Raw genomic sequence first — 21,755 nt, 5'->3', positions numbered from 1 at the left:
CGCGGCTGACTCGCTTCACAAATCAACCCACCGCGCCCGACCGCGAATTTTATACCAGAATTGGCTATCGGGCGCGTTCTTTTCTGCCTTTCTTATACGCATCAGGTAATGTCAGGGTCACATGCCCGACGCGTTCTTACAACCAGCTCAACTCCAGCCCAAGCGTCCAGCGGGGTAGCTCGGGGTAGCGCGTTTGGGCACTGGAAGTGAAGGTATCGGCCAGGCGGTAGCGGCCTACCAGCGCAAAGCGCCCGATGCCGGCGCGGGCACCTACGCCGTACGGCCAGCGCCGCACATAGCTCAGCCCCCGCTCGGATACGCGCTGCTTGCGGGCTCCATTCGGGCCGGGGCGGTCCTCGTAGAAGTGCGTGCTACCCATCACCCAGCCGCCCCAGCCCAGTAGGTCCACGTAGCGCCCAATGGCGTTGCCGCGTCGGCCGTAGTTGATGCGCACAAAGCCGTGGGCCTGCGCCTGGTGCAGCGCCAGATACTCTGTATGGTGCTGCGCAGAAGTGGGCAGCACTTTCTGGTCGTTCTGACGCAGGTAGTACGCCAGGCGGTCGTAGCGCAGATCGGCGCCTAAGGATAGCGTTTGGTTCAGGCGCCACTTGTTGCGCAGACCCACAAAGATGTCCGCTGAGCGGCCGTATTCCAGCTCTGCCCCCGTACCGGCCGAGGGCCCCACCACAGCTGCGTAGCCGAAGTAAAAATGATTGTAAAAAGCCCGGTTGGGGCCATAGATCTCGTAGGTAGTATCGTTGGCGACATTGGCGCGCAGTAGTATTCGTTGTGCCTGGGCGGCGGGTAGCCACCAGGCCAGCAGCAAGCCCAGCAAGCCTACTCGTTTCAGTACCAGCATCATGGCGTAGCAGTGTAGGTTTGCGTGAAGCCCCAATAGTGCACGCGTAGCATGTCGCCGGGCTGGAGCAGGCGCAGGGGCACTTCCAGCACGGCCCGCTGAGTCACATCGCGCACCTCATAGCGGCGCAGCACGCCCTGGCGGTTGGCAATGTGCCAGTAGAGGTAGCGCGGCGGCTCCTGAAGCACGGGTTCCTCTTCGGCGGGTGCCTCAGGGATAGGCACGGTCGATTCCTTCCCCAGAGCGGGCACTTCGTTGGGGCGCGCGGCCGGCGTCACGGCCCGCACCGAATCGGCGTAGAGCGGTAGCGTGCGCGCGGGCACCGTTGCCGCGGCCACCCGAATGACAACGGCCACCACCGAATCGTGTCGCACAAAATCGAAGGTAGGCTCCGGAGTAGCCGCTAGGCCAGCCGGCGCCAGCAGAGACGCAATTTGCGGACGGCCGTAGCCGTGGGCGTAATCATAATACGGATATAATTCCCCTGCCTTTTCCAACTTTCGAAACACCTCCATTGCCGTGAGCTGACGCTGTTGCTGCCATACACACGCCGCCAGCCCTACTATCAGCGGACTGGCAAACGAGGTTCCCTCAATGCGCTCATACCCACCGGGTGCGGCCACCAGGGCTGTGCCGAAAGCCACCACGTTGGGCTTCAGCCGCCGACCGGCACCGGGGCCATAGCTGCTAAAGTCGCTGTGCAGGTACGTGTCGGGGTCGAGTCCTCCGACGGTCAGCACCGAGTCGCCGTCGGCGGGCGTGCCAATGGTGTGCCAGTCCTCGTCCTCGCCGTCGTTGCCGGCGGCATTCACCACCAAGATGCCTTTGCGCGCCGCCATTTCGGCCGCGCGGGCAATCAGGCTGATGCGGCCGTTCATCTGCTCGGGAAAGTAGCGGCGGTTGGTGTACCCTAAAGAGGAGTTGATGATATCGACGCCTTGGCGGTCGGCCCACTCGGCGGCGGCCAGCCAGGCTTCTTCCTCGGCATATCGCTCCCGAAACATCTGCTCGGTGCGGGCCAGCAGAAACTCGGCACCGGGGGCCAGGCCCAGGTAGCTGCCATCGGGTAGGGCGCCTGCCACGCAGGACAGTACCTCGCCGCCGTGGTTGGCTCCGTGGTACACGTTGGGCTGACGTTTAAGAAAATCATACGTCGCCACAATGCGCTTTTCGGTGCGCAGATGCTCAAACGCCGGGTGGCTGTCTACCCCATTGAAGCCCGCATCGAAGATGGCAATGCGAAGGCCGCGGCCGTTGAGGTGGGCCCGGCGGAGTTGCACGGCGCCCAGACTCTCCGTCTGACGACGGGCCAACTGGCGGTTGACGGTCGAAATCTGCATAGAAGCTCCTTCCGCTGCTGTGGTGTGCGCTGCTAGTTGTAGCTGACGTTCCGGCAACAGCGTCACGCTGAGCACGCCCGGCAACCGGCGCAGTACCTGCGCCTGAGCTGGCGTAGCCCGGCACACTACCCCATTCAACCACCGGCTCACCAGGGTCACCGAGTCAGCAGTGGCAGAGAGGGCGTGCAGGTAGGCCGGGCGTACGGGGTAGTCGGTGCTATCAGCCGTGGGCAGATGCTGACGCACACGTCGGGCTAGTGCCGCTGGGACGAAATAGGCTTTAGGATTAAAATCAACGCCTTTTTTATCGCGCAACTGCACCCAATAGCGGGTGGTGGGTGCCTGCGCCTTTCCTGTCGAAGGTAGCCATACACCTACCCCCAACAGCAACTGGCAACACAAGAAGTAAATGCGTTTACTCACAAAGTTCAAAAGCCAAAACGAAACGAGGCGTAAGGTACAACGCGAATGGCATACCCGTTGGCCAAGAACGAATGCATCATCAGTCAAGATTAGCGCATCTGTAGATATTCATTTTTCCTACTATTATTGCTGATGGCCAACTGCTCTATGCAACTTACCTTTCCCGGAAAAGCACAATATATCATCCCGGCCAGAGTTTTTGCGTATACAACACAGTTCGCCAGTAAGCCCAACGGTAGCCGGCCTATCACTTTGTTTATCCCCTGAATCTTAAATACATGACCTCTCCTCTTTCCCGTGTGGCATTGACTGCTCTTCTGGGCGGCACCCTCTTGATTGCCCCCGGATGTAACAAAAAAGAAATTGCTGCCCTTCAGCAGCAAAACCAAGAATTAACCCGTTCGCGGGAGCAATTACAAGCCGAAAAAGATGCGCTGGCTCAGGAAAAAACGCGTTCGGAAGAAGAATTGCGCTCCAGCCTGCTCAATAAAAACCAGCAGGTAAGTCAGCTCAACGAGAACCTGGGCATGACGCAGCAACAGCTCAAGGAGCGTGAGGCTCGCATTGCGGAGCTACAGCGCGTGCTAGACGAGCAGCAGGAGCGGGTGCAAAATTTGCGGCAGCGCGTAGCCGACGCACTGCTAGGCTTCAACGCCAATGATTTGCAGGTGCAGCTCAAAAACGGCAAAGTATACGTATCGCTTTCGGAGCAATTGCTGTTCAAATCGGGCTCTACTAAGGTGGACCCCAAAGGTCAGGATGCCCTTAAAAAGCTGGCAACCGCGCTGCAAGGCAACAAAGACGTGAACGTACTAGTAGAAGGCCACACCGACGATGTGCCGATTGCCCGCGGCACTGCCGGTATGCAAGACAACTGGGACCTGAGCGTGCTGCGTGCCACGGAAATTACCCGCCTGCTCACTACCAACGGCCTCAACCCCGACCAGGTAACCCCCTCGGGCCGCTCGAAATATTTGCCGATTGTAGCCAATAATTCGGCCCAAAACCGTGCACTCAACCGCCGCACAGACATCATTCTGACCCCAAAACTGGACGAGTTGTTCCAGATTTTGGAGCAGAATTAGAAAGTGGTGAGGTTGTACAGTGGCGAAGTAAAAATACGGCTGTCATCCTGAGCGGAGCGAAGGACCTTATCACGTCAGAGCGACAAGCGTAACAACGACTTGTTCTAACGTGATAAGGTCCTTCGCTCCGCTCAGGATGACAGCCGTTTTGCTATTCACTATTTCACAACCTCGCAACTTCACCACTTCTCACAGCCCGTATTTGCTGATGAGGTAGATGAGGGCGGCCATGCTGGCGCCTCCCATTTCCAGCTCGCGGCGGTTTACCTTGTCGAAGGTGTCGGCGGCGGTGTGGTGGATGTCGAAGTAGCGCTGGTCGTCGCAATCGTAACCGATGAGGGCTTTCACCTGGCCTTTCAGCGGGCCGATGTCGGTGCCGCCGTGGCCGGGGCCGATTTCCTCGCTGTGGTAGGGCACGAACAACGGTGCCCAACTCTGGATTTTAGCCAGCGTGGCGGGGTCTGCCTCTACCCCGAAGCCGCGGGGCGTAAACCCACCTCCGTCCGATTCCATAGCGGCCACGTGCTTTTCGTTGGCAGCTTTAGCTAACTCGGCGTATTTCAGGCCGCCGCGGGTGCCGTTTTCCTCATTCATAAAGAATACGGCGCGCACGGTGCGCTCGGGGCGCAGGCCGGTGGCTTTTAACAGGCGTAGTACTTCCATGCTTTGCACAATGCCGGTGCCATCGTCGTGGGCGCCTTGGGCCAGGTCCCAAGAGTCGAGGTGGCCGCCTACGCTGATGATTTCGTCGGGATATTTCGAGCCTTTCAGCTCGCCTACCACGTTGTAGCTTTTCACCTCGGGTAGCTGCTGGCATGCCATTTCCAGCTCGAAGGTGAGGGTAGGATTGGCTTTGAGGAGTTGGCTGAGCTGGTCGGCGCCATTGGTGCTGAGGGCGGCGGCAGGTACCTTGTTCACCTTGTCGTCGTAGCTCATGGTGCCGGTGTGCGGGTAGTCGTCGTGGGCCAGGGAGAGGCTACGCACCAGGGCACCCACCGCGCCGCGCTTGGCCGCTTCGATGGCCCCGCGGCGGCGCTGGTCGCCGGCGTCGCCGTAGGCCCTACCCGTCTCGATGAAGGTAGGGTTCATGGGGCGATTATAGAAGATGAACTTACCCTTCACCTGGTTGTCGGGCATGGCGGCTAGCTGGTCCCAACTGGTCACTTCCACCACGCCTGCTTTCAGCTTGCCTTTGGTGGCTACCGAACCGCCCAGGGCGCATACGTTGAACTTAGTGGCTTTGCTACCGACTTTGGCTTCGGCCTTCTCTTTGGCGCCGCGTACCCAATGCGGCACCATTACTTCCTGTAAATACACACGGTCGAAGCCGGCCTTTTCCATGGCGGCTTTGCCCCATTCCACGGCCTTTTGCGCCTCCGGCGAGCCGCTGAGGCGGCCGCCTACCTGGCTGGTGAGCTGGCGCAGGTTCTCGTAGCTCTGCCCGCGCAGCAGGGCCTCGTCGTAAATAGTGCGGATGGCCAGCGAGTCGATTTTGGAGGCAGACTGGGCCTGGGCAGCGGGAGCCAGCAGGGCCGCCAGGGCCACGGCCGCTACCCCGCGAGAGAGAAAGCGCATGTAGTGAGGGGTATGGTAGAGAGTCAGAAAAGCAGTCAGAACGAAGTCGCAATATAGAAAGCCTGCCCAGGGGAAGAAACGAAAGCGCCTTATTTCGCCCCGGCGCCGTAGTGCTGCACTGCCACCGTACCGGGGCCACCAGCGCGGGGCAGTTTCACCTCAAACAGATAATCATACTCATTATCAGCTATTTCCTGTAGTGGGCGCGTCACCTGCAATTCGTCCAGCAAAGGCAAAATCGTATTGGAGTGCCCAACTACCACCACGGTTTTGCCCGCGTATTCCTGCCGGATTTGCTCGGCCAAGCCCCGTTGGTTGCGGGGGTTGTACACAATGGGCGGCAGCCGTAGCGCGGTGGCCAGCGGGGCCACCGTCCCGCGGGTGCGGCGGGTGTCGGTCGTAAAAATGGCCGTTACGGGGCGACTTTCCAGCAGTTCGCGTAGGGCCACGGCGCGCTGTTCGCCGGCTGGTGTCAGGGCCGGATCCGGCAGGTTGGGACCCGGGTCTTTCTCGGCGTGACGCACGATGTACACCGTGGTAACGCTGGCCTGGCCGGGGTTGGCCGAGCGCGTGCTACCGCAACCGGCGAGCAATAGAAAAGAGAAAAAGAGAAGTAGAATGTTGCGCATAGCGGGTGGAAGTAGGGGCGCCTGGTAGCCGCCCGTGAGGGTGAGATAGTTAGAATGAACAACTGCCGAAATGAGGCCCGCTCAGTAACAAAGCAGGCGAACGGGCGCCCGCAAGGCGCTTCTACAGGCTCATAATCTGCTTCAGTTCAGCGGGGCTCACCGTGAGCAGCCCTACCTTGGGTAGGCGCCCGGTGAGGATGCGCCAGTTGGGTTCCTGCTGAAAAATAGGCCGCAGCAATGCCAGCGCTGCGGGCACCTGCTGCTTATTAGCTAGGCTGATGGCGTGCCAATACTTCATTTCCAGGTTCTGCGGAAACATTTTCTCGGCGGCCTCATACTCGCGGATGGCGCCGGGCACGTCATTTTTCTCCACGGCTAGGTCGCCGGCGTTCATGTGCTCGTAGGCGCGGTGCAGGTTCAGCAGACGGCGCAGTTCCTGGAGTGGCTCCGCGGCATCGTCCACGCGCAGGTCGATGAGACGGTCGGCCCAGGGGCCTTCGGTGGCGGTGCCGCGCACCACCAGCAGTGCCGCCGACTGCCGCCCGCGGATGTCGCCGCCCGCTGCCTGAGCCGCGTCGAGGGCAGCCAGCACGCGCTCGGCCAGGGGTAGGGTGGCGTTTTGCTCGTAGGCCTTGGCCATGGCGGCGGGCACCGTATTGTTGAGCATCATGTTGGCCTGCACCGAAAATTGATTACCCTTGACGTGACCAGCCTCATCGATGCACTTTTTGCCCGTGTGGGTGGCCACGTTGCCCTTGGCGTCGAGGATGGCGACTTGGCGCACGTCGCGGCTTTCGTCGGCGGCCAGCAGCGCATCCAGCGTCTGCTGGGCGGTTTTGCCGCTTTTGAGCAGGGCCAGTCCGCGCGGCCCGAAGGATTTGTTGGTGAAAGACTGTGTCGCCACCACGCCTACCCCGGCCTCACCCCAACTCACCGACGTACCCACCGAAAACCAGTGGCTCTGCACGGCCACGGCCATATCGCCGGTTTTCAGGTCGCGGGCCACGATGGAAAACGTGTGCGCCAGCGGGTCGGTGACGGAGTATACCTGGGCCGAGGCGAAACGGCTAGCAAGCAAGACGAGAAAACACAGGATGGTTTTGCTGAACATAGGAATGGCGTGAAGTCGGTTTCAAGATAAAGCAGAAGACGCACATACAGCCCTCTCATCGTGTCTCCGGGCAAATGGAAACGCGATGAGAGGGCCGTATGTGCGTCTTCTTACAGTACCTGCCAGATTCCGGGCACAGCAGTATAACCTGTTACTGCTGTGCCCAGTAGCCTCTTATTTCGCCTTCAGCAAACGGAAGCTTTGGGCCGTTTCGCCCGTCGTCAACCGCACCAGGTACATACCTTCGGCCAGGTTTCGGCTGTCCACCGGGAATTGGTAGTTCCTGCCGGCTTCGGCGGTACCAGCAGCAATGCGCTGGAGCAGCCGCCCGGTTACGTCGTAGAGTTCGAGCACGTAATTTTGCGTTTGGGCCTGCTGGAATTCAATGACTGCCTCCTCCGTGAAGGGGTTTGGATAAATGCTGAGCTGCTTATTCATACTTCCTACCTCATCCGTGAGGTGCTGGGCACTGCTCGTAGCGGTGGCTAGTAGCTTAGCCGAGTTGCCATCCAGCGGACAGCCGGCACTGTTGAGTTTCTCGAGCTTATCCGCTAGTGCGTTTGCTGCTTTTTTATCCTTGCTCGTGAAAGCCGCATTTACATCGTTGATAAGCTTCTGCGTATCGCCCCGGTAGGGCGCGCCGTAGCCTACTGTGCTGCTACAAATATTTTGCAGCGCCGCTACCGATTGCCGGCCCAGGTTGTAGTTGCCACCACCACCGGACTTCAGCACTTCCAGCAGCGTTTTGGTCTTGAGTTCGGCGGGGGCTGACTGAAATATACTCCGATAGAGGGTAGTGGGGGTGTAGCATCCCCACCGGTCGGGGTGGTTTTTCCAGTAGCCTAGCCCGCAGCCCTGGGCCACGGCATTGTCGCTAACGGTTACCGACACCACCGCGGAGGTAGCTGCCAGCCCTTTCTCGTCGGTGGCGACGGCCGTGAGGGCGTAGGTGCCGGCTCCTACCCCACTCCAAGTATAGGTGTAAGGAGCAGTCAGCACTTCCCCTAGCTTGGTGGTTCCTGCAAAGAATTCCACCTTCGCTACGCGGCCATCGGCGTCGGTGGCGTCGGCTGTGAGGCTGATGGTGGCCGGCGCACTGAAACTGGCGCCAGGGGCCGGCGACGTGAGACGAACAACGGGCGCTTCATTAGCTCGGATGGTGATGGTGTAGTCCTCTGCCTCACCGTAGGTCATCGACGACGATGACTGCCCGCTCGTTATCTGAGGGCTATACGTGCTCCGTACCCGCATACGCGTGGTGCCCAGGCGCGCTGTGGCCGGAATAGCAATGGTAGTTGCGAAAGGAGACGTGGAAGAAGTAGGCGAGGCGTATACAAACTCTCCTTCGTCGTCGAAATCCTTGTCTTGGTTGAAATCGATCCACACGCCAAAATACATGGAGTAGTTGGCCGCCTGCATTTGCATGGCGTAGCTTTCGCCGCGGGTAAGGGTAGTGGTGAGCGTACCAGTTGGAGGATAGATGGTGTAGCCATTGGCCGTGCCACCTCCGCAGCCCGAATTAGCATTTGCCAACGTGCTGAAGCTAAAGTTATTGATCAGCGTTGCGTAGTTAGTACAACCATCGGCGTACGTCGGTTGCTCGTAGTCTTTTGTAGCAATGGAGTAAGCGCCCAGGGAAGCATAATCGGAGTTGGCCCCGAGTGCGCCCACCGTACCATCAATGGTCAGATAATACACCCCGGCTGGCCACGTGCCTTCCAAGGAGGCCGAAAGCGTGGCCGGGTCGGCCGTGGCTACTACGGTGCCGGCCGCGTCGCGTAGGGTCAGCAGCACGTCCAGGTTAGGGTGGGCAGGATCGGGGCGGACGCTGAGGGCCAACGGGCCGCCGGCGTGTTTGATGGAGAAGACGTCTACATCCGTTGTGGTGGAAATAACACCCTGGTTGGCCGCCCCCGATACCACCCCGCCTGCGCCTACCACCAGCGGGGTAGCCGAGGCCAGGTCGTTGCCGTGGTCATCGGCCCGGTAGCCAAAGCCGTTCATGGTGCTGATTTTCAGCAGATCATCTTCCATATTGTTGGCGTAGGGATACTCACCCTTGCTCCACTGCGCCACCGGCACATAATAGCCCACTCCCATGATAGGAGCCCAAGACTGCTGACCAGCAAAATAGCCTTCGGCGGGGGTAGTGCGGCCATCGTGCCCCAGATACAGGGTGTGTCCGCCCTCGTGCGAGCCGGCTTCGCCGGCCCCTTTCACGCCTCCGTTGAAGACCCAGCAGGGCGTTTCGCCGTAGCTAGTGCCACCCCAGGCGAAGGACCCAATATAGGCTACGCCCCCGGCCCCAGGGTAGAAGTCGGTGGTAGGCGTGAAAATAACCCGCATCCGCCGGTTGGCCGGCGCCTGGTTGAACACGGCTTCACTCGTGGTTACATTCAGGGCAAAGGGGCGGTAGTCCTCGCTAACCAGTTTCCACACCTCGGTCATTTCGCGTTCCGACAGAGTCGCGGGGGCTGCCTCAATGGGGTTGCCGTCGTTGAAATTGTAATTCCACAGGGTATTGGTTACCGTCTGCCCGTCAAAATCGAGGTACAGCACGGCACCAGCACCCGGCAAGCTCTCCAGGGCCGGCACGGCCGCTGCCACCGTTACGCTGGTAGTCGATTGAGTGGCAGGGGCGATGTTCTCCCGGTCTTGGTAGCCCACGCACAGCACTTTGTCGATGTCTTCTTCCGTCAGAAACACCGAGCCGTCGGCGGTAGAGGAAAAGCGGTAGTATTTCTTTTCATCGCGCAGTATTACCGAGCCCGTGGCCTCCCGGTCCGATACCTTCAGGTAGAACGTGCTGTGCTTGGTGCTGGTTACTTCGCCGAAGAACAACTCGGCGGCTCCCTGCCGCTTGCTTGCCGTGAGGGTAAGCGCCAGCGCCTTGCCTTCGGGTAGGGCCTGACGCACTGCTGCGCCTCCCCCCTTGGCACTGACCGCCGCCTGGACGGGCTTTTTGTATTGCGCGGCCACTTCCTTCAATTTGCCCAAATAGAGCGGTTTCTGGCCGTAGGCCGGCACCCAAAGCCCCCCAAACAAGAGCAGAATCAATACGCAGTAGATGTTTTTCATAGAATGTAGAATGAAGTGGAAAGGATGAATGGTGTGGTTTAGTATGGGAAAGAGTCGGCACGGCACGGCGTGCCCTTTCGCTGCCAGGGAGCGTGCGGCGCTTACTTTCTGGTTAGCGTAACTTGTATTTCTGAGCCTGGCCCTGCGGGCGTAGTAGTCGCCGGCGTAAAGAGGTTAGGCGAGCGTATAGTCAAGCGTTCCGCCGTCAGCTGGTAGGTAGCGAGCCACACCATATCCTCCCGCGAAAAGCTGAGAAACTGGCCATTAGCCTTATAATGCATCACCGCACAAGGCTCTGTGGCAGTAGCGTATACAGCAAGGGTAGCAGGACCAAACGTGATAGTGGAGCCCGGCCGGATAGCCTGACACAGCGTAGCAATACTTACTGGCGTAGCCGATTGCTCAACAACAGTCCACTCGCCTACCAGCGTAAGTTGCGAAGCCTTGCTTTTTCCTGGGTGCTGCACCTGGGCACACCCCACGCAGTGCAGGGCCAAAAAGAGCACTTGCACGATAGACAGTGTCACGGTTAGTTTCATAATTCCCTATCACCTCATTCACGAACTATACAGAGCCTAGCATTAGGCACCAGCTTCTTTATCTCTTATTCTCTCCTAATCCTTTGCCCATCCGGCAGAAGGCAGACTAATGGACTACCCTCTGGATATAAACTACTGACTACTTCGTAGCTATAGGAGCATCAGCGAAGCAGAACAGGTGTGGTATAAATAGACTGCATGCTATAATTATTACCTTACTATTCAAAATATAATTAGAATGTTTATATAAAATGAGAAATGTTAAAATGGTCTCCTCCTATGCCATTTACGCGTGAGGGCTAGGTAGCCAGCCTATATTCACTGACGGGTGCATGCTATGGACCGCAAACAAAATTTCCTTCTTCTCGCTTACCTTGACGCTTTGTAGCATAGCTCTCCTACCTTCTTCTCATCACTCCCTTGCCTACCCCCGCTATCCACGTCCGCAACCTGACCAAACGCTACCAGGACCGCGCCGTGGTGCAGGATATTTCCTTTGCTCTGACGGCGGGCGAAACGCTGGTGCTGCTCGGCCCCAGCGGCTGCGGCAAAACCACGCTGCTCAAGATGCTCAACCGCCTCATCGAGCCCGATGGCGGCAGCATTGAAATCAACGGCCACGACATCCGGCAGCAGAACCCCGCCGAGCTGCGGCGCGGCCTGGGCTACGTGATTCAGCAAGTAGGGCTGCTGCCGCACTACACTGTAGCCGAAAACGTGGCCGTGGTGCCCAAGCTCCTGAAACACAACCCGGAGCAGATTGTCCACCGCACCCAAGAGCTGCTCACGCGCCTGCACCTTCCGCCCGCGCAATACGCCGGGCAGTACCCGCGCCAGCTTTCAGGTGGGCAGCAGCAGCGCGTGGGCATTGCCCGCGCCCTAGCCGCCGATCCGCCCATTGTGCTGATGGATGAGCCCTTCGGCGCCCTCGACCCCATCACCCGCGCCGCCATCCGGCAGGATTTCCGGGAGCTGGACGAACTGCGCCGCAAGACCATTGTGCTCGTGACCCACGATGTGCAGGAGGCCTTTGAGTTGGCCGATCGGATTGCGTTGCTGAATGGTGGGCAGATTCAGCAGATGGGCACGCCGCGGGAGCTACTGTTCTGCCCGGCCAACGACTTTGTGCGCCAATTCTTTGCCGCCGAGCGGCTGGCCTTGCAGCTGCGCGTGCTGTGCTTGGCCGATGTCCTGCCGTTTCTGCCGGCTACTCCCGCGGCCGCTGAAGAAGCTTCAACCCTACCGGCTACTGCTTCGGTGCAGGAGGCCCTGGAGCTGCTCAGCGGCGCGCCTGGTAGCCAGATAGGCATCAGCGAGACGAACAAGCGAGTAGACCTTTCGGGGCTGATGGCGGGGTTTGAGCGGGCATTAGCAGCGGCAGCATCCTGAGCTTCGGACCGCGGCTTCGCCCAACGTTGCACCAGTTGTGGTCCCTACCTGGCAGTCGGCGCTAGTAAACCCTGGCCGCTACGCACAGTGTGTTGGCGGGCTTTCGGGTTGCTAAAATATTTAGTGCGCTGTACCTTAGCTAAAAAATGTACTTGATTCCGTATGGCTACCCGTAAGAAAAGTACCGCCACGTTTGTACCCGATGTCATGCACGTAGCTGACTCAGACGCCATGGAAGTGCTGGATACAGATACAGAACTAACGCCCGCACACACCTCCGACCTGGATGCCTCGCTGTGCGCCACGTGCGGGGAGCCGCTGGCCTGGCACGAAGAAGCTTGTAGTGTGCCCGACGCCACTCCTGAAAGTCGGCCTACCCGCTCCGTCTTAGAAGTCCTGCCAGAAACCGACCCCGGCCTGACTCCGCGCCCTTTCGCCTATGCGCTGGGCCAAACCGTGCAGCCTACCCCCGATGCGCCCGCGCATACCATCGTCTGGCGTGGCCAAGTGAAAGCCCGGCACCCGCGCCTGGGCCTTATCCATCGCGTAAACGTCTACCGCCTCGACAACGGCTACTGGGACTGTTACTACGAAACGGACCTGCGCGCTGCATAAGGTCGCCGTTTCTATGCCGGGCTGCTTCTGCTACGAGGCTATTATTCGTGATTCCTACGCTGTATCCGCTACCCTACCTAGCTTCTCCAATCATCTACACCAGCCCCCGTGCAAACCCTCTCCGACCTTTTCTCCTTCTGGCATGAGCAAGCTGCTAAACTTGGTCAGCAGACCATTCAGCACATTGGCCTGACGGCGGCGGCGCTGCTGCTGGGCGTGCTGGTAGGCGTGCCCGCAGGGCTGGCGGTGGCGCGGCGGCCGCGGTGGGCGGGGCCGGTGCTGGGCTTCGCGGGTATCTTGCAAACCATCCCGAGTATTGCGCTGCTGGGCTTTCTAATTCCGCTGATGGGCATTGGCTACGAGCCGGCCATCTTCGCGCTGTTTCTGTATTCGTTGCTGCCCATTGTGCGCAATACGGTGGAAGGCGTGCGCGGTGTAGATGCTGGCGTGGTGGAAGCCGCCCGCGGCCTGGGCCTCACCAATTGGCAAATTCTGCGGCGCGTGGAGCTGCCGCTTGCCCTACCCGTTTTGTTTGCGGGCATCCGCACGGCCACGGTGATTAACGTGGGCGTAGCCACGCTGGCGGCCTACGTGGCGGCGGGTGGCCTGGGCGAATTCATCTTTGGCGGTATCGCCCTCAATAACCCCGTTATGATTCTGGCCGGCGCTATTCCGGCGGCTGGGCTGGCGGTAGCCTTTGATGTGGCACTGGCGGGCGTGCAGCGCCTGAGTGCCCGCCAGCTCACGCGGGTAGGCACGGCGCTGTTGGTGGTGCTGCCGCTATTGGGTGGCCTCTACTTGATACCCCGCGCCAGCGCACGGCTACGAGCCGGCTTCAGTCCCGAGTTTGTGGGTAGGGCCGATGGGCTACCGGGCTTGGCCACGACCTACGATTTGCACCCCAGCAACGTCATTCTGGCCCCGGCGCTGGTATACGAAGCCGCCCGCGCCGGCGAGGTAGACCTCATCGATGGCTACTCCACCGACGGCCGCATCAAAGCCTACGATCTGCGCGTGCTCCACGACGACAAGCAGGCTTTTCCGCCCTACTACGCCGCCCCGGTGGTGCGCCCGCAGGCACTGGCCGCCCACCCCCAGTTGGCGCCAGCGCTGGCCAGACTAGCCGGGCAGATCAATGATTCGATGATGACTGATCTGAATTATCAGGTTGATTATCTGCACAAAGACCCTCGCGCTGTAGCCGAAGCTTTTCTGCGGCAGCGCGGTCTGTGGGCCGCACCGCGCCCTACCCCAACCGGCGCCCCTACCATCACGCTGGGCGCCAAGATTTTTGCTGAGCAAACTATTCTGGTAGAAATGTACGCAGCCCTCATTCGGGCCAATACAGATCTAAACGTAGCCACCAAGACCGGCCTGGGCGGCACCAGTATTTGCTTCGAGGCCCTGCGGCGCGGCGAAATCGACTTGTACCCGGAGTACACCGGCACGGGCCTGCTGGTGCTGTTGCAACCCTCCGCCGCCGTGTTAGACTCACTTGGCGGCAACCCGCAAGCCGTGTATGACTACGTGCAACGAGGTTTCCGACGGCGCTACAACTTGGAGTGGCTGGCGCCGCTGGGCTTCAACAACGCCTATGCCCTGTTGATGCGGCGCCAGCAGGCCGCCAACTTAGGCATTGCCTCTATTTCGCAGTTGGGCGCCTACCTGCGGCAGTAGAAAAACTGTCGGCTCGCGGAGGCGGAGCTTTGCGGAAACGTATTTCTTTTTACTTTATTGAAACATTGTTGCATATATTTGTTGTATAGTTATTCTTCTACCTTCTTGCTTTTTGTTATGTCTTCTGACACGCTTTTTGATGCACTAGTTGTTGGTGGCAGCGTAGCTGGTCTCAGCGCCGCGCTGATGCTGGGCCGCTCACGCCGCCGCGTGCTGGTACTGGATGCTGGCAGTCCGGCCAATCGGCAGACGCCCCACTCCCACAGCTTTTTCACCCGCGACGGGGCTACCCCCCAGCAGCTGCTTTCCATTGCCCGCGAGCAACTCCTACCCTACACCACTGTACAGCTCCGCACGGCCACTGTCACGCACATCACCCCTGACGGCCACTATTTCAGCCTGAGCACCGAGGATGGACAGACTTTCCGGGGACGTAAGCTACTACTTGCCACGGGCATCCGCGATGAAATGCCCGCACTGCCGGGCTTTGCTGACTGTTGGGGCATCTCGGTGCTACACTGCCCCTATTGCCACGGCTACGAAGTGCACAGCCAACCTCTGGGCGTGCTCGGCAATGGCGACATGGGGTTTCATTTTGCTCGCATGATTCAGCATTGGTCCGCTGATCTACGTGTGTTCACGAATGGGCCTTCTACCTTCACCGCAGAGCAAACCCAGCAGTTGCAAGCCCATTCTGTCCGCATTATCGAAACACCCTTGGCGGCGCTGGAGCATGAGGCGGGTCAGCTGCGCTACCTGCGCCTGACTAGCGACGAGCAGGTACCGCTTACGGCCTTGTTTGCCCACGTACCTTTTTCCTTGCCGCTTGACTTTCATGCACAACTTGGTTGCGAACTCACGGAAAACGGGCACCTGCGCACCAACGAGATGGGCGCTACTACGGTGCCCGGCGTATTTGCGGCAGGCGACCTTACTACGCCGATGCGGCAGATATCCGTTGCCAGCGCTCAGGGTGGCATGACAGGTGGTGCTCTAGACCGGGAATTGATAGCAGCAGACTTCTAACGCTATTGCTTCGCGGTAGGCGATGCAAGAGGGCGCTGGTCAACTTTACTTAGCCGAGCCAGTATCAGTACTATACTTACTGGCTACCCACATGCTCGATTTTATCCGCAATACATTTCAGGCGGCGTCACCGGCGGCGCGCACACCTTCTACTCACTCCAACGCTTCCAAAGGCCCATTTGACCCGAAGCAGCAGTCGGATGGCTTCATGACGCGAGTGCTGATTGTGGTAGGAACGGTGCTGTGCGTAGGGCTACTGTTGTGGTTTCTGTGGGCCAGCATTTCTATCCTACTCTTGAGCTTTGGATCGGTGCTGTTTGCGGTGTTGCTGCGGGCCATTGGCCGTATATTTTGCCGGATTTCCAGCAAAATCCCGCAGAAGTTAGCGGTTACGCTGGCTTTGTTACTGCTCATCGGACTCATCACTGGGTTTGTGATGCTAGCCGCGCCGCGCATATCTGAACAGGCAAGCACGCTGTCGTCTAATCTGCCGGCGGCCGTCAACAAAATTGAGAGCCAACTGGAAGAGACGCAATGGGGCCACTACATTATCGATAAGGTGCGCTCCGATGCCTCGGCCCCCAACCTCAGCCGGATGACGGGGTATGTGGGCAGCTTTCTGGGTATCGTGGCCAATACCGTGGTGCTGCTCATTGCGGGCTTCTTCCTGGCTCTTGACCCTAACCTGTACGTGAACGGCTTCACGCGCTTATTTCCAATAGCCCGCCGGCAGCGGGCACGCGAGGTAGTGGGTTGCGTGGTACAGCAGCTGGAAGGGTGGCTGCTCGGGCAGTTTATTGCCATGCTGGCCGTGGGCATTCTTACCTGGGCGGGCCTAATGCTGCTAGGCATTCCGTTGGCGCTGGTGCTAGGAGTATTGACGTTTATCCTGGACTTCGTTCCCTTCATTGGGCCTATTGTGGCGGCCGTACCGGGGGTGCTGCTGGCGGTGCTGCAAGGCCCCGAAATGATGCTGTACGTGGGCTTGGTGTACCTGGGCGTGCAGCAAGTGGAAAGCTACGTGGTGGTGCCGCTGGTGCAGCAGCGCACCGTATCGGTACCACCGGTGCTGGTGCTGCTGGGGGCGCTGCTGGGTGGCGTGCTAGGTGGCTTGCCGGGTACCATCATTGCCATGCCTACCCTCGTCACGTTCATGACCCTGATTCAGGAACTCTATATTAAAGATGCGTTGGGCGACCACCAGTCAACGGACGAAGACAAGTAGCCCTCGCTTAAACCGCTTCGATGTGGTTTTAGCGAGGGCTACGGCTCATTGTATTCGCTAGTGTTTTATTAGTTTCTGCTACGTTATGTGGCCACTTACTGTCACTTCCAAAAGGTACAAGCCCGATTAGGCTAGCAGATTACGCAACGCGCAGGCAGCCTCAGTCAAGTCATTGGGTATGAAAATGTATTAGTACACCTGCCGCTCATCGGCGGCCAGTAGGTAGGCGTGATCTTTAGTGACCTTGGACATAATGCCAAATTTGCCGAGTTCGGTGCTCCATAGCCGGATGGACCGCTCTGCATGGTAAATCTTTACAGATTTGGTCCTCCCGTTTCACCAGTGGGTAGTATTCGTATTTGGCGCTTCACCTCTCCTTCACGCCTGATTCCGTATGTTGCTGCCCTGAACTTTTCCCCTTACCCGTCTGCCTTTAGCTTATGTATGTACTGATTGTCGAAGACGAAAAAAGCCTGCACCAGGAGGTGCGCCAGTTCCTGACGCAGTCGCAGTATATCTGCGACTCGGCCCGCACGTATGCCGAGGCGTCGGAGAAAATCTTCGTGAATAGCTACGATTTCGTGCTGCTGGACCTGGGCCTACCCGACGGCGACGGCCTGGATTTGCTGCGTGAAGCCAAGGAGAACGAGAACCAGGAGGCCGCCTTCATCATCCTCACGGCCCGCGGTGCCATCGACGACCGCATCAAAGGCCTCGACCTGGGCGCCGACGACTACCTTCCTAAGCCCTTCTCGCTCATGGAGTTGCAGAGCCGGATGCAGGCCATCACGCGGCGTAAGTTTGGGCTGAAGCGCCAGGAAGTGGATTTCGGCAATGGCTTTCACCTAGATGTAACGGGGCGCACGCTGCACTACCAGGGCCAGGAGGTGACGCTCACCAAGAAGGAGTTTGACTTGCTGCACTACCTACTGCTACACAAAAACCGCGTGCTCACGCGCTTGCAACTAGGCGAACACCTGTGGGGCAACGTGCTGGAAGACGATTCCGATTCCAACTACATCGACGTACACATCAAGAACGTCCGCAAAAAACTCGGCCAGTTTGCGCCCACCGATTTCCTGGAAACTGTGCGCGGCATTGGTTACCGCATTACGGAGGGAAATTAAACGTCAAACACCCCTGTCATCCTGAGCAGAGCGAAGGACCTTATCACGTGAGAGCGACTAGCGTACCAACGACTCGTTCAACGGACATAAGGTCCTTCGTTCTGCTCAGGATGACAGGGTTTTAGCAATAGTAAACCATGCGGTTAGAAGCAAAGCTGGTCTTATTTAATGCGCTGTCGAAGCTGCTGCTGGTGCTGCTGGGCGTGGTGGTGCTGCCGCCAATTGTGAGTAGAGTATCCGTGGCGCACACCGACCAGCGCCTACGCGAGAAGCAAACGGAGCTGCTGGACCTAATCCGGCGCGACGGCATTTCCGCCTTTGTACGGCAGGAGCAGAACGCCGAGGCATACGCCGATTATAATATCCTGAAGCAGGAGTACATCAGCCTTACCCCCCTACCCGACACTACCCCCGAGGAACCCGTGCGGATGTTGGAGGAGCAGCGCCAGGTAGACAATGAGATTGAGGACTTTCGGATTCTCAGCCACGTATTTCGGCGCGGCGGGCGGGCCTACCGGCTGGAAATCGGGAGCAGTCTGGCTACGGTGGAACTACTAACCTACACGCTACGCCACCTGGCGCTGTGGGTGCTGGTGATTGGCGCCTTGCTGACGGTATTTACCGACGCCGCCTTTGCCCACTACCTGCTGCGGCCGTTGGGTAGGCTGATCACCCAGAAACTACAGGCCGTGAACCACCCCTCGGCGTTTCCCTTTGAGCCGCTGGTCACCACTACCGCCGACTTCCGTCGCCTCGACGACAGCCTCAACGGCATGATGCACAAGATACAGCGGGCTTTTGCCAAGGAGCGGGAGTTTATGTCGAATGTGTCGCATGAGCTGCTGACGCCGGTGAGTATCTTGCAAACGCGGTTCGAGAACATGCTGCAAGACCCGCGTCTGAGCCACGCGCATTCTTTGAAATTGGTGGAGTCGCAGAAAACACTCTACCGCCTGCGCAACACGGTGAAAACGCTGCTGCTCATCGCCAACATCGAAAACGAGCAGTATCTGCGCAACGAAACCGTATCGCTGGCTACGGTGCTAGCCGACGTGACCAATGAGCTGGAAGACCGCCTAGCCCAACGCGAAATAAAGCTATTAGTGGAGTTGCACCCCGATTATGTGCTCCCCAATGCCAACCGCACGCTGCTCTTTACGCTCCTGTTCAACCTGATTAGCAACGCCATCAAATACAACCGCGAGGAAGGCAGCATCACCGTCACGGGCCAGCTCCTACCCGATGGCCGCTACCGCCTGGGCGTGCACGACACGGGTCCCGGTATTGCTGCTGAAAATATTCCGCACCTGTTCGACCGGTTCTTGCGCTTTCATAAAGGTGCCGCTGCGCCGGAGGGCTACGGCCTGGGCCTACCCATCGCCAAAACCATTGCCGACTTTCACGGCGCCGACCTGCGGGTGGAGTCAACTGTGGGCGAGGGCACTACCTTCATTCTGGAGTTTGCGTGAGGTAGTGCGGCCGCTAGGCTAGCACCGCTACGCACGGGAATTTTTTCCTAAAAAAGACGCTCTGACTCAAATCAGAGCGTCTTTTTTTGTGATAGGCTGACTTGGTATCGACTGGTTTCACGCAGGCTTCATTTTGCTGCGCGTAGCTTTCGGACACAGAATTTTTCTCAGGCCATGAAGAAGCTGCTGCTCTTGTTACTAGCGGTGCTACTTGGGCTGATCGGTGTGTTGTGGTACCAGCAGGCAACACACCACCGGCTCCCCGTTAGCACCAGCATTCCTGTCATTCATAAATCTGACAATCCCGCCTTTGAGCACAAGCACGTGCAGGCGGTGCATACAGCTATTCTGCACCATCGGCCGCAACAGGTACTATAGCGGCCGGCTAGGCGCACTACCTTGCAGACAGGAAAAGCCTCGTCCTTTGGACGGGGCCTTTTTTTTGCGCTCTACTTTCAAACCGAAGAATTCCCTACCCCAAGACCTACACTATGCGTTGCTGGCCTTAGTTGACAGTTGAAATGCAAAGGTGAAACCAGAGCCATTGCAGCGCAAGGGAGTGTTATGCTGCTAAAGCAGTTGCTTTGGCAGCATAAGCGGCCACATGACGAGCATGGGTATACATATGTGCCACTGCGGCCGCCTGACCAGCAGCACGAGCAGCGGCTACGGCGGCTGGTTTGCTAGCGGCCCGTGCCGCCGCGTGCGCACCAAACGCGGCTTTCCGACAAGACAGCATGCTCGTCTGCCCTTGCACCCAAGCCCGCAACGTGGCTAATGCCTCGCGGGGACGCATATCGTGGGGGCATACCTGCTCAAATAAAGGTAGTACCCCCTCCGCGCAGTCAGCGGCTTCCAGCGCCAGCGCATGATGAATAGGCAAAGCAGGATTTTTAAATGGTGGTTTAGGAAAATCATGCATAAGTGTAAGCAGCTCATCAGTAACAGCCCGAATCAACTCTACGAGGAGAAAGGACCGGGAGGTAGGGCACCACGCAAGAACAGCAGAGTGAAAAACTCGCCTAGCACAGCATTCGCCAACTCGCCAAGCTACCATGTGTATCATCCTTTTAATTAACGTCTTTGCTATGCCGCAGTAAGCGCAAAGGCCTGGACCACCTGCCATTGCTGCCCATCGTGGCGAAATAGCTGGAATGTCGCTACCTCAAAAGTAGCCGCGTAGGTACGCGCCGCGAACAGGGACCGTAATTCGGGCACCTGTCCGGCGGGCAGGTCGCGGGTAGCGAGGGTGACATGAGGCGTAAAGGGCCGGGTTTCGCGGGGCACTTCTGGCAGCTGCGCCGCGCACCACGCCTGCAAGGCCGCGTGGAAAGCCCGTACGCCTTCGTCCTCCGGCACGCGCACAAACAACGTGCGGTTGCCGAACCACGCGAAATCCTGCACCCCTACCCCAAACGGTTGTTGCGTAACCGCGAAAGCTGCCAGGGTCTGCCGCGCCTTCTGCTCAAACTCGGGGGATTGGCGCAGGGGCGGAATGAGGGTGATGTGCGGGGGTAGGCGCACGGCGTTGCGGCTGCCCGTGCGCTGGTGCACTTCCTGCTTCAGCGCCCACACCTCTGCTAGTGCGGGCTCGGGTAGCAGCAGCGCTACCAGGTACAGCGGTTTCGTGGGCACTGGAGTGGGGCCTACCCTACTCCGGGCGCGGGTCGGTAGGGGTAGCGCTGCCGATATAGGGCGTGCGCGGCTGGGTAGGACGGCGTGGCGGGTGGTCGCCCAGCGTCAAGTCCCAGCTTTCATTGAGCTGGCTGAGGCCGTAATGCGCAGTGAGGTCGAATTGGCAAGGAACTACGGAAATGTAGTTGTTGGCCAGTGCCCACTCGTCGGTGTCTTCACCTTGATCTTCATTCACGAAGTTGCCAATCAGCCAATAATAAGGACGGCGGTGCGGGTCGTGGCGCAGGTCGAACTCCTCCTGCCACTTGGCGCGAGCCTGCCGGCACAGGCGCGTACCCAGAATGGGCTGCTCCTGCTTCTTGGGAATGTTAATATTGAGGGCTGTACCCGCCGGAATGCCGTGGGCCAGGGCTTGCCGGGTGAGGTGCTCCACCCACTCTTCTACGTGCGAGAAATCAGCCTCGTGGCCGTAGTCGCAGAGCGAGAAGCCGATGGCAGGTAGCCCCTCAATGGCCGCCTCAATGGCTGCCGACATTGTGCCCGAGTACAGCACATTCACGGAGGAGTTGGAGCCGTGGTTGATGCCCGAAACTACTAGGTCGGGGTTGCGGTCTTTTAGGACCATGTGTTTGGCCAGCTTCACGCAGTCGGCGGGTGTGCCGGAGCACTCGTAGGCCTCGATGCCCTCATCCGCAAACACGCGGCTAGGGTCGAGGCGCAGGGGATGGCCAATGGTGATGGCGTGGCCCATACCCGACTGGGGCGAGTCAGGCGCCACTACCACCACCTCGCCCAGGCGGCGCATCACGCGCACCAGCACGGCAATGCCGGGGGCCGTAATGCCATCGTCGTTGGAAATCAGAATAAGTGGTTTGCGGGCAGAAGCGTCGGGCACGATCAGAAAGGTTTTGGATGAAAAAAGCTCGGCTAAAGGTACGCAAGTCGGCTGCCTT

19 protein-coding genes are annotated in these 21,755 nt (G+C 59.0%); 9 read left to right on the top strand and 10 right to left on the bottom strand.

Annotated features, from left to right (window positions below):
• Positions 1-136 precede the first annotated feature (136 nt).
• Entirely contained in the window at positions 137-862 is a 726-nt protein-coding gene (locus F1C16_RS06430; protein ID WP_185283521.1) for a hypothetical protein, read from the bottom strand.
• Positions 859-2,622, bottom strand: a complete 1,764-nt coding sequence (locus tag F1C16_RS06425) for a S8 family serine peptidase (RefSeq protein WP_185283520.1) — start codon at positions 2,620-2,622, stop codon at positions 859-861. Before F1C16_RS06425 ends, F1C16_RS06430 begins: the two co-directional genes overlap by 4 nt.
• 278 nt (positions 2,623-2,900) lie before the next feature.
• On the opposite strand from F1C16_RS06425, the gene F1C16_RS06420 reads away from it, so the two are divergent.
• Positions 2,901-3,707 (top strand): OmpA family protein, encoded by an 807-nt coding sequence (locus F1C16_RS06420; RefSeq protein ID WP_185283519.1) that lies wholly within the window; start codon positions 2,901-2,903, stop codon positions 3,705-3,707.
• A gap of 189 nt (positions 3,708-3,896) precedes the next feature.
• Here the strand turns inward: F1C16_RS06420 and F1C16_RS06415 are convergent, their stop codons facing one another.
• From F1C16_RS06415 to F1C16_RS06395, 5 genes are all read right to left on the bottom strand, one after another.
• Positions 3,897-5,282: a M20/M25/M40 family metallo-hydrolase gene (locus F1C16_RS06415; protein WP_185283518.1), complete on the bottom strand. Its 1,386-nt coding sequence runs from the start codon at positions 5,280-5,282 to the stop codon at positions 3,897-3,899.
• A gap of 89 nt (positions 5,283-5,371) precedes the next feature.
• Positions 5,372-5,911, bottom strand: coding sequence for a phosphoglycerate mutase family protein (locus F1C16_RS06410; RefSeq protein ID WP_185283517.1), 540 nt, complete (start codon positions 5,909-5,911; stop codon positions 5,372-5,374).
• Between the two features lie 121 nt (positions 5,912-6,032).
• Positions 6,033-7,022, bottom strand: coding sequence for a DUF1028 domain-containing protein (locus F1C16_RS06405; RefSeq protein ID WP_185283516.1), 990 nt, complete (start codon positions 7,020-7,022; stop codon positions 6,033-6,035).
• Between the two features lie 174 nt (positions 7,023-7,196).
• The gene (locus F1C16_RS06400; RefSeq protein WP_185283515.1) at positions 7,197-10,100 is read right to left on the bottom strand and encodes a GEVED domain-containing protein; all 2,904 of its coding nucleotides are present in this window, start codon (positions 10,098-10,100) and stop codon (positions 7,197-7,199) included.
• Between the two features lie 101 nt (positions 10,101-10,201).
• Entirely contained in the window at positions 10,202-10,627 is a 426-nt protein-coding gene (locus tag F1C16_RS06395) for a hypothetical protein (RefSeq protein ID WP_185283514.1), read from the bottom strand.
• Between the two features lie 432 nt (positions 10,628-11,059).
• On the opposite strand from F1C16_RS06395, the gene F1C16_RS06390 reads away from it, so the two are divergent.
• The 8 genes from F1C16_RS06390 to F1C16_RS06355 all read left to right on the top strand — a co-directional run bounded on the left by F1C16_RS06390 (position 11,060) and on the right by F1C16_RS06355 (position 19,545).
• Positions 11,060-12,028, top strand: a complete 969-nt coding sequence (locus tag F1C16_RS06390) for an ABC transporter ATP-binding protein (protein ID WP_185283513.1) — start codon at positions 11,060-11,062, stop codon at positions 12,026-12,028.
• Between the two features lie 162 nt (positions 12,029-12,190).
• On the top strand, positions 12,191-12,643 hold the full coding sequence (locus F1C16_RS06385) for a hypothetical protein (RefSeq protein WP_185283512.1): 453 nt from the start codon (positions 12,191-12,193) through the stop codon (positions 12,641-12,643).
• Between the two features lie 108 nt (positions 12,644-12,751).
• Positions 12,752-14,320 carry an ABC transporter permease/substrate-binding protein gene (locus tag F1C16_RS06380; RefSeq protein WP_185283511.1) on the top strand — a complete coding sequence of 523 codons (1,569 nt, stop codon included), beginning with the start codon at positions 12,752-12,754 and terminating at the stop codon, positions 14,318-14,320.
• A gap of 117 nt (positions 14,321-14,437) precedes the next feature.
• On the top strand, positions 14,438-15,346 hold the full coding sequence (locus F1C16_RS06375) for an NAD(P)/FAD-dependent oxidoreductase (protein ID WP_185283510.1): 909 nt from the start codon (positions 14,438-14,440) through the stop codon (positions 15,344-15,346).
• 91 nt (positions 15,347-15,437) lie between these two features.
• Positions 15,438-16,571 (top strand): AI-2E family transporter, encoded by a 1,134-nt coding sequence (locus F1C16_RS06370; protein ID WP_185283509.1) that lies wholly within the window; start codon positions 15,438-15,440, stop codon positions 16,569-16,571.
• A gap of 440 nt (positions 16,572-17,011) precedes the next feature.
• Positions 17,012-17,698, top strand: coding sequence for a response regulator transcription factor (locus F1C16_RS06365; RefSeq protein WP_185283508.1), 687 nt, complete (start codon positions 17,012-17,014; stop codon positions 17,696-17,698).
• Between the two features lie 137 nt (positions 17,699-17,835).
• Positions 17,836-19,167 (top strand): HAMP domain-containing sensor histidine kinase, encoded by a 1,332-nt coding sequence (locus F1C16_RS06360; RefSeq protein ID WP_185283507.1) that lies wholly within the window; start codon positions 17,836-17,838, stop codon positions 19,165-19,167.
• A 174-nt stretch (positions 19,168-19,341) separates the two neighbouring features.
• A complete protein-coding gene (locus F1C16_RS06355; protein ID WP_185283506.1) occupies positions 19,342-19,545 on the top strand; it encodes a hypothetical protein in 204 nt (67 codons plus the stop codon).
• 184 nt (positions 19,546-19,729) lie between these two features.
• Here F1C16_RS06355 and F1C16_RS06350 read toward each other — a convergent pair whose 3' ends face one another.
• From F1C16_RS06350 to surE, 3 genes are all read right to left on the bottom strand, one after another.
• On the bottom strand, positions 19,730-20,089 hold the full coding sequence (locus F1C16_RS06350) for a putative immunity protein (protein WP_185283505.1): 360 nt from the start codon (positions 20,087-20,089) through the stop codon (positions 19,730-19,732).
• Positions 20,090-20,253: 164 nt separating this feature from the next.
• On the bottom strand, positions 20,254-20,802 hold the full coding sequence (locus F1C16_RS06345) for a 2'-5' RNA ligase family protein (protein ID WP_185283504.1): 549 nt from the start codon (positions 20,800-20,802) through the stop codon (positions 20,254-20,256).
• Positions 20,803-20,818: 16 nt separating this feature from the next.
• Entirely contained in the window at positions 20,819-21,703 is an 885-nt protein-coding gene (gene surE, locus F1C16_RS06340) for a 5'/3'-nucleotidase SurE (protein ID WP_374940598.1), read from the bottom strand.
• Between the last annotated feature and the right edge of the window lie 52 nt (positions 21,704-21,755).

The organism is Hymenobacter sp. NBH84 (assembly GCF_014217645.1).
GTDB lineage: Bacteria > Bacteroidota > Bacteroidia > Cytophagales > Hymenobacteraceae > Hymenobacter > Hymenobacter profundi.
This window is presented reverse-complemented; position numbering and strand designations above follow the sequence as displayed.